A 12,403-nucleotide genomic window follows, 5' to 3' on the forward strand; every position below is an offset into this window, starting at 1 on the left:
TCATTATAACTTACAATAGACTGTTTGTGATGATATTCGTAAAAAAAAAAAAGAGCCTTAATTGTTAGGCTCTCTTTTTTTCGATACATAGTACAGAAGGGGGATTATTTTGTTGATTGATAAATTGATAGGTTAAAACAGAGTACATATCCTGTGGGAGTGTTTGAGCAAAGGTTAAAACGTCTGATTTTTCAGCCATTCCTTCTTCGTGACCAGAATAGAGGACAAGAATTAGTCGACCACCTTCTTCTAAAATTGATAGTAACTGATTAATCGCAGTTATTGTTGTATCACTGGTTGTTGTAATGTGTTTATCTCCACGAGGTAGGTAACCTAGGTTAAAGATAGCAGCTTTAATGTTAGTATTTTTTGGTAAGTGATTGACTGCATACTCGTGGCCATCTTTAATTAACGTTGTATTTTGAATAGATTGTGCTGTTATCTTTTTTTGAGTACTTTCTATTGCTTTGTCTTGAATATCAAAGGCATAAACATGTCCAGTATAGCCAACTAATTTGCTTAAAAATAGAGTATCATGTCCATTTCCCATTGTCGCATCAATTACTGTATCACCTAGGATAATACATTCAGTTAAAAGCTGGTGACTAAAATGAAGTGCTGTTTTAAGCATTTTTTTTTCCTCCATGTCTAACATTATAGATTCCTTGATAGGTTTGTCTTTTTTCCAATTCTTTATCAATCCCATTTAAGACTTCCCATTTTTTAAGACTCCACATTGGTCCAATAATCGCTTCTCTTGGAGCGTCTCCGGTTAAACGATGAATAATAATTTCAGGTGGGATGATTTCTAGTTGGTCACAGGTTAATGTGGTGTATTCTTCTTGTGTTAATAGTTTCAGGCGCCCTGAAAGATAATCTTTCTCCATCTTTGTATTTGACATCAAATGAAGAAGATGTAGCTTAATTCCTTGAATATCTGAATCTAAAACAGTTCGCTTGACGTTTTCCATCATCATGTCATATGTTTCACCTGGTAACCCATTGATTAGATGAGTGCAGACATTAATACCATGTTTACGAAGTTTTTCAACACCATCTAAGTAGGTTTTGTAATCATGTGCTCGGTTGATACATTGACTTGTTTCTTCAAAGGTTGTCTGTAAACCAAGTTCTACCCATAAATATAATCGTTTATTTAATTCGGCTAAATAGTCTACTACATCATCAGGTAAACAATCAGGACGAGTCCCAATAGATAAACCAACGACCCCATCTTCATTGATCACTTGTTCAAAGCGATGTTTTAAGATATCAAGAGAAGCATGAGTATTGGTAAAGTTTTGAAAATACACGATATATTGTGTAGTATTAGGCCATTTATGATGCATTTGGTCGACTTCTTTACGAAATTGTACAGGTAAAGGATCACTTGGTGCGATAATCATATCACCAGAACCTGATACACTACAAAAGGTACAGCCGCCTCGAGCGACTGTACCATCTCTGTTTGGGCAATCAAAGCCACCATCAATTGGAACTTTAAAGACTTTTTCATTAAATACTTCTCTAAGAGCAGTATTCCAAGTGTAATAACGTTTTGAGTCTCCTTTTTTATATGTAAACACGTTTATCGTTTCCCTTCAAATCGTTGGATAAAATCATATTTTTTAAAGTATGGGTAACTAAAGGTTAACCAACAGCCACCTAATAAGAATCCACCTAAAATATCAGTTGGGTAATGAACACCTAAGTAAACTCGACTTATTCCAATGAGTAAAATAACAACTCCTAGTGTCATTTGAATCAATAGCCTCATCGCTTTATTATTGATGTATTTATAGGCTAAAAAGATAAGTGTTCCGTAAAATAGCATGCTTCCCATAGCATGTCCACTTGGAAAACTGGAGTGCTTTGCAGCTACTAAATGCTCGACAGCTGGACGTGGGCGATTGAATAGATATTTTAAACTAATATTTCCAATACCTGAAATAAGAACAGTATTTACGGCTAACCAGTAACTAGCAATTTTATCTTTTACTTTAAAATATAAGATTGAAAAGCTAATAATAAATAACAAAGCAATCGTTACGGTGTTACCAAATTTGGTAAAATATTTAAAGACAATCGTTTTCTCAGGTGTAATGGAGCCGCGAATTAATTGTTGGACAGGGTGGTCAATCCCATATAAGACGGATTCATTTGATACGACAAAATAAGCAAGAACAGCAAAGAGTAGTAAGCAAATACTTGCCGCGTAGGACCAATATAATTTCGATGTTTTCATAAAATACCTCCTAAAATAAAAAACAGACTTTATTAATGAAATAACAAAGCCTGTTAATTATACCATGGTTTAGTCGTAACCATAATGTGTATCTTCACTATCTAGCTCATCTACGTCAATTTCTCCATTTTTAGTAGAGGCTTGAAGACTTATTTTTCCTTTATTTGTTTTATATTTTCTATCAGAAGATAAATTTTTATTAAAAATTGAAATATCTCCCAGAGTGGCTTCGAATTCTATCCGATTGTTTTGAATGGAAGATTTATCTGTTTCAATTTTAATATCTCCATTGCTAGAAGTGAGCGTTGTATCAAAATCAATGGCATTATCGTGAAATAGAATATCACCATGGTTTGTTGTGATGTTAGTTTTACCAGTTGTATGGTTGATTGATACATCACCATCTTTAGATGAGATGTCCATGTCTCCTTTTGTATTTCCTGTGAAGATATCCCCCATTTCAGTTGATAGTACCATATGTTTTGCCGTTGTATTAATCACGTTAATATCATATTGTTTAGATGTAGCTGTTAGTGTATCTAAGATTTTAGAGTCTTGGATTGTAAAATCAACGTCATTTTTTATTTGTGAGATGTCATTTGAGCGAATATTTTGTACAAAGATACTTCCATTTGAAATATCAAAATTTATTTTATCTACAGAGAGATCAGACATAGACACATTTATATTTTTTCCATTTATATTGATAGATTCATAATGTTGTGGAATTCGTAAGTAGACGGTATCATCTGTATAATTATTAAAATTAATAATTGAAAATGGATAACGTTTTTCACTACTTACTGTTGGATTATTAATGGTTAAAGCGGAGAGGTCTTTTTCTTCGGTAAACGTGCAATCAACTTGTTTTTTTTTGTCTAATTTAAAATCAACTCCTTGTTTATTCATGTAGATGTTATTATCATCTGATTTTGTGATAGTGACGAATGTAGGTGAGTTGAAATTAATATTTAGCGTTTTATTCTCCTTCGTTGGAATTTTTTTATTAATAGCATTCTGGTCGCGTTCGTTGATAAGTTGTCTTTGTGTAAAAGCTGTTCCTGCACCTCCTATGATAATAAAGAGGATGGCAATAATGATGGCGAAAAAAGTTCGCTTTTTCATGAGTATGTTCCTCCTTTTAAGATAGACCAACACCATTTATGGTAAATCAAGAATAGCTTAACAGCCCCTTTAGTAATTGGTTTCATAATAATAAAGCCTAGGAGTCCAATTCCAAATAAAATCAATGTAATGAAAAATTGGAGCCAAGCATAGGTAGTCACCGCAGTTCCTAATAAGAATAGACTAGCAAGAGGACTACCTATAAAACTAACAATTACAATCCATCCGCTGACTAACAATATAGTAATTAATAAGATAATCCAAAACATAAAAAATAAATTTAATATACCTAAACCAAGTAATTGAAAAAGGCGTGTAGCTTTAGAATCAGATTGGGTATATTGATTAGATGTGTGAAACGGATAAGGTATATCGTGTGTGATTTCGACCCAATCATCATTATAAGTTGGCTGATTATTAAAGGATAAACCTAACTCTTCTAGAACTGACTGAGCAATATGTTTTGGTGATGGAAGTATTTGTGTGATTTCATATTCGGATAACCCTTGAGCAGTTTTTGCATCAAATATGCGTTCATAAGTATTAATAATGGTTTGTTGTTCTTCTTTAGATAATTGATTTAAATAGAGCTTTAACTCTATAAAAAAATGCTCTTTATTCATACGTATCTCCTTCTTTAATTATAACTAAATTCAATATACCGTCAAACCCTATCTATAACAAGATGGAGAGATAAAAATCGGCCTAAAGTATGAGTGTCTGTTATAAGGCTTTATAAAAACACGCTAAGTTATATTAAAAATATTACGTTAAAAAAATTAGTGACTTTTCTTGCTAATAATTTTTTTTGATGATTTAATAGTAGTGATAGATAAATTGTATTAACAAATAATTAATACACGTTTAATGTGCTTTTCCTGTATAAAATAATAAATTAGTGTTTTTAGAACAATTAAATAAAAAATAGGAGAAAAAATCTAGAATGAAAAAAAATAAATTACTTGTAAACCAGCCAATGATTCGTCACGCATCGCTATTTGGAACAGTCTTGTTAACCTCTACAACCATTTTGCCAGGTATCACGGCTCTTGCTTCAGAAAATGTAAATCATGATACATCCACCACGCAAGATGAGTTGTCTAGTAAGAATGAACTAGATGAGGCATCGTCATGGACAGTATCATCTCTAAATGGAAACAATGAGTGGACAGAAAATGCCTCGCCACTTGATTTAACACTCACTTTAGAATCTCATCAGCCAGAACAACTGGACACTTTTGTTCAAGTGTCAGCTAATACTATTATAAATATGACGAATGCTGATGTAGCTATTAAAGATGAAACCGGAAGAATTATTGGTCATTATGAAGTAAATCATGATATGAATCAATTACATTTAATTTTTACAGAAAAACAGTTTACTAAGGCCATCATCTCTATCTCTGTAGATTTTAAAAAAGCTGATTTATCAGATCAGACAGTGGCCATGTCTATTGGGAAAAGCGTAATGACAAAGTCTATTAAAGTCATCGCTAATTCCAAAAAAGAGGAAGTACCAGTCGAAAGTGTGACTGATGTAAGTGATAATTTATCAGATAAATTGGAAGATAGCTCTTTAAGCAAAGACTCACAAAATCAGCTTGAGACTAATCAGTCAATTGAACATGCACAGGGTACTGATTCTGCTCAAACAGATTCGTCCGATACAAAAGAATCAACTCAAGTCATAAAAAAAGGCGAAGTAAAAGATGAAGCAAAAGATGAAGCAAAAGATGAAGCAAAAGATGAAGCAAAAGATGAAGCAAAAGATGAAGCAAAAGATGAAGCAAAAGATGAAGTAGAAGATGAAGCAAAAGATGAAGCAAAAGATGAAGCAAAAGATGAAGTAGAAGATGAAGCAAAAGATGAAGTAAAAGATGAAGTAAAAGATGAAGTAAAATACGAAGCAAAAGACGAGCCAAAAGAAGTAGTGAAAGCCGCAAACTTTGTTATGCCAACTCCAAAAGTGGCGACTTTAAGGGCAGCAACACCGCAAGCAGCCTTTATTGATAGTATCGCATCTCACGCTCAAAGCGTCGCAGCCGCAAACGATTTATATGCCTCTGTAATGATTGCTCAGGCTATTTTAGAAAGTGGTTATGGATCAAGTACACTATCATTGCCACCAAATCATAACTTATTTGGAATTAAAGGCACTTACAATGGTCAATCTGTTACAATGGCAACTCAAGAATTTTATGGTGGACAGTATGTCACTATTAATGATGCGTTTAGAAAATATCCCTCTTATCGCGAATCTCTAGAAGATAATGCAAGAGTATTAAAAACAACATCGTTCTCTCCAGGAGTATATTTTTACGCTGGAGCTTGGAAATCGAATACGCGTTCTTATGTAGATGCGACGAAATGGTTAACCGGTAAATATGCAACTGATCCTATGTATAATACTAAATTAAATAATTTAATTGTGACATATAATTTAACGCAGTATGATGACGCAAATTATAGTGGTCCTGTGACAACGCCAACTGTGACAGCACCTGGTTCTTCACCTGGAAATAATGGATCAGGTTCTTCAACGGGTAATTCAGGAACCTATACGGTCAAAAGTGGGGATACACTTTATAGAATCGCGTTAAATCATGGTATGACAGTTCAAGAGCTTAAAAGATTAAATGGGTTAACAAGTGATATGATTCGTGTTGGCCAACAATTGACAGTTAGTGGAAGTCAATCAAATACATCAAGTAATTCTAATAAACCAAGTACGGGTTCTAATAATCAATCTAAACCAAATACTTCTAATAGTGGTAGTAGTAATTCGTCATCTAAGTATACGGTTAAGAGCGGGGATACACTTTATAGAATCGCGCTAAATCATGGTATGACAGTTCAAGAGCTTAAAAGATTAAATGGGTTAACAAGTGATATGATTCATATTGGGCAACAATTGACAGTTAGTGGAAGTCAATCAAACATCTCAAATAGTTCCAATAAACCAAGTACGGGTTCTAATAACCAGTCTAAACCAAATACTTCTAACGGTGGTAGTGGCAATTCGTCATCTAAGTATACGGTTAAGAGTGGGGATACATTGTATGGTCTTGGATTAAAATATGGGCTAAGTGTACAAGAAATTAAATCACTAAATAATTTAACGAGTGATACAATTTATGTTGGTCAATCTTTAAAAATAACGAAACAGACTCAGACTGTGACGTCATCAAATTCGTCAACAAATACGACACAGCAATCTGTTACTCAAGCAACCCACACAGTTAAAAGTGGAGATACATTGTATGGGATTGGTTTGAGATACAATGTATCAATCAATGATATTAAAAAATGGAATAATTTGACGAGTGATTTAATCTACATTGGTCAAACTCTAAAAATTGGTCAAGGAACTAAAAAAAATGCATCAACATCTATAACAACATCAACAAATAATAATGTATCAAATTATCAAGTCAAAAGTGGCGACACACTTTACCGAATAGCTTTAAACAATAAAACAACTGTTCAAGCGTTGAAGCAGGCAAATAATTTAACGAGTGATTTCATTTATGTTGGTCAAGTTTTAACGTTACCAAGAATGACAAGTGTTGTAACATCAAAAAACATACGACATACTGTGATGCCAGGTGAATCACTATGGCTGTTATCACAAAAATATAATGTGAGCGTGTCTCAAATTAAAGATTGGAATAACTTATCAACGAACATTATTTACGCAAATCAAATCTTACGAGTAAGCTAGTTGTCAAAGTAACATTCATTTGATATGATTAACGTAATAATATAAAAACAAGTAGGTAAGAAGTAGTAAAATAGAAAGTTTTTAAGAGAGTATGTGGTTGGTGGAAACATGCAAATGGACTATTTGAACTTGTCTTAAGAAAGAGTTACTTGTCGGAAAATCTATTTTCGTTAACATGGATTAGAGGTGTTCTAGTATAGCTAGGCACAAATTTAGGTGGTACCACGTCAGTCAACGTCCTATAAAAACACGAGAGTGTTTTTATAGGACGTTTTTTTACATAAAATTTTAGGAGGAAAATTCATGGCATATAATCATCTACAAATCGAAGAGAAATGGCGTAACTATTGGAAAAAAAATCAGATATTTAAAACAGGTGAAGAAACAGATAAACCAAATTTTTATGCACTAGATATGTTTCCTTACCCTTCAGGACAGGGGTTACATGTAGGGCATCCAAAAGGGTATACCTCAACAGATGTATTATCTCGCATGAAACGAGCGCAAGGATTTAACGTGCTACATCCAATGGGGTGGGATGCGTTTGGGTTACCTGCTGAACAATATGCTTTGGACACAGGAAATGACCCAGCTGAATTTACTGAAAAAAATATTCAAACCTTTAAACGTCAATTTGATGCATTAGGCTTTAGTTTTGATTGGAATCGTGAAATTAATACCACAGACCCTTCATACTACAAATGGACGCAATGGATTTTTACTAAAATGTTTGAAAAAGGGCTAGCCTATGAAGCGGAAGTACCGGTTAACTGGTGTCCAGCTTTAGGAACCGTATTGGCTAATGAAGAAGTCATTGATGGAAAATCAGAGCGTGGCGATCATCCTGTATATCGTGTTCCAATGAAACAATGGATGTTACGTATTACGGCTTATGCGGATCGTTTAATTGATGATTTAGAGTTGATTGATTGGCCAGAGAGTATTAAAGAGATGCAACGTCATTGGATTGGTCGTTCTGAAGGAGCGAATGTTAATTTTGACATTAAAGGAACAGACAAACAATTCACAGTATTTACAACGCGTCCTGATACATTATTTGGTGCAACTTATGCTGTTATGGCACCTGAGCTTCCACTGGTTCAAGAAATTGTGACACCAGAACAAAAAGATGCAGTGGATGCTTATATCAAAGAAACTGAAAAGAAAACAGATTTAGATCGTACTGAGTTATCAAAAGAAAAAACAGGTGTCTTTACTGGGGCTTATGCAGTAAACCCAGTGAATGGTAAAGAAATCCCTATTTGGATTGCAGATTATGTGCTATCAACTTATGGAACAGGGGCGATCATGGCCGTTCCAGCTCATGACGAACGTGATTATGAATTTGCGAAAACATTTGATTTAGACATTGTTCCTGTTGTAGCTGGTGGAGATGTGTCAAGTGAAGCCTACACAGGAGATGGCGACCATATTAATTCAGACTTCTTAGATGGTATGAATAAAGAAGATGGTATTGAAACAATGATTAAGTGGTTGGAAAAAGAAGGCATCGGTGAACAAAAAACAAGTTATCGTTTGCGTGACTGGTTATTCTCTCGCCAACGTTATTGGGGTGAACCTATTCCAATTATTCATTGGGAAGATGGTACGATGACAGCTGTTCCTGAAGAGGAGTTGCCATTAGTATTGCCGAAATCAAATGATATTAAACCTAGTGGAACAGGTGAATCGCCATTAGCTAATATGACGGAGTGGATTAATGTTGTAGATGAAAAAACTGGCATGAAAGGTCGCCGTGAAACGAATACTATGCCACAATGGGCAGGTAGCTCATGGTACTACTTGCGTTTTATTGACCCACATAATGACGAACAACTAGCAGATCCAGAAAAACTAAAAGAATGGATGCCTGTTGACGTTTATTTAGGTGGAGCAGAACATGCAGTACTTCATTTACTATATGCTCGTTTCTGGCATAAATTCTTATATGATATTGGAGTAGTGGAAACAAAAGAACCATTCCAAACATTATATAATCAAGGCATGATTTTAGGTGAAAACAATGAAAAAATGTCGAAATCAAAAGGAAATGTGGTTAACCCTGATGATATCGTAGAGCAATATGGTGCAGATACCTTGCGTTTATACGAAATGTTTATGGGACCACTTGATGGCTCAATTGCATGGAGCGAAAAAGGGTTAGAAGGAAGCCGTAAATTCTTAGACCGTGTATGGCGTTTGTTTATCGACGAAAACTTTGTCTTACGCGATCGTATCACGAAACATAATGACGAAGCATTGACAAAAGTGTATCATCAAACAGTGAAAAAAGTGACAGAAGATTATACGAACCTACATTTTAATACAGCGATTTCTCAATTAATGACATTTGTAAATGAAGCTTATAAAGCAGAAGCACTACCTGTTGAGTATATGAATGGTTTCTTACAATTATTAGCGCCTGTTGCCCCATTCCTCTCAGAAGAATTATGGGAAAGAATGGGAAATGAAGGATCTATCAGTTATGTCGCTTGGCCAACTTATGATGAATCAGCCTTAGTTGAAGACACAATTGAAGTAATTTTCCAAGTGAATGGAAAAGTTCGTGGGAAAGAAGTAGTTGCTCGTGATCTATCCAAAGAGGAGTTAGAAACGATCGCTATGGAAAATAATGCGGTGAAAGGTCAACTTGATGGAAAAACGATTCGTAAAGTGATTGTTGTACCAAATAAATTAGTTAATATTGTGGCTAATTAAAGTTAAGAATACGTTTAAATCCATTAAAAGTGTTTGCATAAACGTACAATTGTCGATACAATTAGAGCAGTATAATGAAGAAAGTTGGTTAGAATCATGCCAAATCAAAACACTTCTTTTGAGGAGACCGAAAAAGAGTTGAATGCAAAGGAAAAAATGGTTCGTGGCTCTTTATGGATGACAATAGGAAATGTTTTTTCTAGATTACTAGGTGCAGCGTATGTCATCCCATGGTATGCATGGATGGGCACGGATGCTAATATAGCAAACGCCTTATTTAATAAAGGGTATAACATTTACGCCTTGTTTTTGATGATCGCAACAGCCGGTATTCCAGGTGCGATTGCAAAACAAATTTCACACTATAATTCGTTAAATGAGTATGGTATTAGCCGACGTTTATTTAGACGGACGATGGTAATAATGGGTGTGTTTGGCGTTGCCTGTTCGGGAGTTATGTATTTGTTTGCACCAATTTTGGCGGATGGAAACGCTGATTTAATTCCAGTGATGCGAGCTTTAAGTTCAGCTATCTTGATTTTTCCAATGATGAGTGTCATTCGTGGGTATTTTCAAGGGAATCAAAATATGATGCCTTCTGCGGTATCACAAATTATTGAACAGATTGCCCGAGTATTTTATATGCTTCTGATGACGTTTATTATTATGAAAGTGACGACAGGTGATTATGTTGATGCTGTTATCCAATCAACCTTTGCTGCGTTTATTGGAATGCTTGGTGCATTTGCTGCATTAATTTGGTTTTATAGTAAACAAAAATCACGTATGAATTACTTGGTTGACAATAGTAATAATGAGGTAGAAATATCTGAAAATCTTTTGATTAAAGAGATGATTAAACAAGCAATTCCGTTTATTATCGTGGGTTCTGCCATTACCTTGTTTAAGTTGGTTGACCAATACACATTTGAAAGAATGATGGCAAGTTTTACAAATTATTCACCGAAACAATTGCAAGCTTTGTTTAGTATTTTTAGTGCAAACCCTGATAAATTGGTTATGATTACGGTGTCTTTGGCTACAGGTATGGCTATGACAAGTTTGCCCCTTGTGACAGCAGCTTATACCAAAAATGAAAAAACTGAATTAGCTAAGTTAATTAGTGATAACATTCAGCTGCTACTTTTCATCATGGTACCAGCGACATTAGGAATGATTGTTTTAGCAAGACCAATGTACGCTTTATTTTATATACCAGAAACACTGGGCGTGAGTGTGCTGATTGAAGCTAGTTTAGTTGGTCTTGTAATGGGATACTTTATTCTGATTTCAACAACATTACAAGGATTGTATCAAAATCGAGAAGCTATCTTGTTATTAGGTATGGGACTAGTAATAAAATTAGTTCTACAATACCCAATGATTCGTATGTTTGAAACATATGGACCACTCATTGCGACAGCTATTGGTTTAGGTGTAGCTGCAATGTTTATGACGCGTTCGATTTACCGAATTACCAAGTTTGATTTATCAATTACAGCCAAAAGAATCTTACTAATCATGATCTTAGGTGCAATCATGTCATTTGTTACTTGGCTTGTCAGAAGTGGCCTATACACGATATTAAATCCTGATAGAAAATTTCAAGCCTTTATTATTATTATGATATGTGTGGTGTTTGGTATTATCAGTTATGGCTGGTTAGTACTACGCGTAAGATTAGCAGATCAATTACTTGGCCCCAAAGCACGAAAATATCGTCGGAAATTTAGAATAAAATAAACAGGAAGAACATCTATTTAGGTGTTCTTTCTTGCATTAGGAGAAGAAATAGATGCGTTTAGATAAGTTTTTAAGTCATACAGGATTTGGTAGTCGGAAAGAAGTAAAAGAGTTACTGAAGAAAAAGCGAGTGACGGTCAATCAAACGATGGTAAGAGATGCTAAATTTTCAGTTAATGAAAATGAGGATGAGGTCTGCGTCGATGGCCAACCCGTTTTATACGAAAAATATGTTTATTACATGTTGAATAAACCAAAAGGAGTTATTTCTGCGACAGAGGACGCATCCTCTCGAACAGTGATTGATTTAGTCAAAGTAGATGATTATAAAAAGGGATTATTTCCAGTGGGACGACTAGATAAAGATACAACGGGGCTGTTATTATTGACGAATGATGGGGCATTAGCACATGAATTATTGTCTCCTAAAAAGAAAGTGCCTAAATTGTATCAAGCATTAGTTCAAGGAAAAATGACAGATGAAGATATCGATGTTTTTTCTAAGGGAGTAATTCGATTAGATGGGGATGAGTGTTTGCCAGCTAAGTTAACCATTTTATCTGTTGATGAGAAAAAAGAACAAAGTATCATTCAATTAGAAATTATGGAAGGAAAATATCATCAAGTCAAACGTATGGTAGGTGCTGTTGGAAAAAAAGTAATAGAGCTTGAAAGGCTTGAAATGGCTAATCTGATATTAGATACAGAGTTACTTAGAGGAAAGTATCGTCCATTAACTGAAAATGAGCTGAAATTGTTAAAAAATAACGAATAAACTCGCTTAAATCCTAAATTATATTATCTAAAACATTAAAAAAATGATATGATAAAGTAAGATAAAATCAACAGGA

The 12,403-nt window shown here is 34.5% G+C and carries 9 protein-coding genes; 4 read left to right on the plus strand and 5 right to left on the minus strand.

Going from position 1 to position 12,403, the window contains the following annotated elements:
* Window positions 1-64: 64 nt before the first annotated feature.
* The 5 genes from mnmM to MN187_RS00245 all read right to left on the minus strand — a co-directional run bounded on the left by mnmM (window position 65) and on the right by MN187_RS00245 (window position 3,993).
* The gene (gene mnmM / locus MN187_RS00225) at window positions 65-631 is read right to left on the minus strand and encodes a tRNA 5-(aminomethyl)-2-thiouridylate-methyltransferase MnmM (RefSeq protein WP_117973827.1); all 567 of its coding nucleotides are present in this window, start codon (window positions 629-631) and stop codon (window positions 65-67) included.
* Window positions 624-1,592 (minus strand): tRNA modification radical SAM protein MnmL/YtqA, encoded by a 969-nt coding sequence (gene mnmL / locus MN187_RS00230; protein WP_117973829.1) that lies wholly within the window; start codon window positions 1,590-1,592, stop codon window positions 624-626. The genes mnmM and mnmL overlap by 8 nt, the downstream gene beginning before the upstream one ends.
* Window positions 1,589-2,245 (minus strand): phosphatase PAP2 family protein, encoded by a 657-nt coding sequence (locus MN187_RS00235; RefSeq protein WP_117973831.1) that lies wholly within the window; start codon window positions 2,243-2,245, stop codon window positions 1,589-1,591. The genes mnmL and MN187_RS00235 overlap by 4 nt, the downstream gene beginning before the upstream one ends.
* Before the next feature lie 69 nt (window positions 2,246-2,314).
* Window positions 2,315-3,370, minus strand: coding sequence for a DUF4097 family beta strand repeat-containing protein (locus MN187_RS00240; RefSeq protein ID WP_158559461.1), 1,056 nt, complete (start codon window positions 3,368-3,370; stop codon window positions 2,315-2,317).
* The gene (locus tag MN187_RS00245) at window positions 3,367-3,993 is read right to left on the minus strand and encodes a DUF1700 domain-containing protein (protein ID WP_117973835.1); all 627 of its coding nucleotides are present in this window, start codon (window positions 3,991-3,993) and stop codon (window positions 3,367-3,369) included. The genes MN187_RS00240 and MN187_RS00245 overlap by 4 nt, the downstream gene beginning before the upstream one ends.
* Before the next feature lie 320 nt (window positions 3,994-4,313).
* Between MN187_RS00245 and MN187_RS00250 the strand changes: the two genes are divergently transcribed.
* The 4 genes from MN187_RS00250 (at window position 4,314) to MN187_RS00265 (ending at window position 12,327) form a co-directional block, all read left to right on the plus strand.
* A complete protein-coding gene (locus tag MN187_RS00250) occupies window positions 4,314-7,091 on the plus strand; it encodes a LysM peptidoglycan-binding domain-containing protein (RefSeq protein WP_242093958.1) in 2,778 nt (925 codons plus the stop codon).
* A gap of 303 nt (window positions 7,092-7,394) precedes the next feature.
* Complete coding sequence (gene leuS, locus MN187_RS00255; protein ID WP_117973839.1) at window positions 7,395-9,809, plus strand: leucine--tRNA ligase; 2,415 nt, start codon at window positions 7,395-7,397, stop codon at window positions 9,807-9,809.
* 96 nt (window positions 9,810-9,905) lie between these two features.
* Complete coding sequence (locus tag MN187_RS00260; protein WP_242093960.1) at window positions 9,906-11,552, plus strand: putative polysaccharide biosynthesis protein; 1,647 nt, start codon at window positions 9,906-9,908, stop codon at window positions 11,550-11,552.
* A gap of 52 nt (window positions 11,553-11,604) precedes the next feature.
* Window positions 11,605-12,327: a pseudouridine synthase gene (locus MN187_RS00265; RefSeq protein WP_117973842.1), complete on the plus strand. Its 723-nt coding sequence runs from the start codon at window positions 11,605-11,607 to the stop codon at window positions 12,325-12,327.
* Window positions 12,328-12,403 lie beyond the last annotated feature (76 nt).

It is taken from the genome of Vagococcus sp. CY52-2 (genome assembly GCF_022655055.1).
GTDB lineage: Bacteria > Bacillota > Bacilli > Lactobacillales > Vagococcaceae > Vagococcus.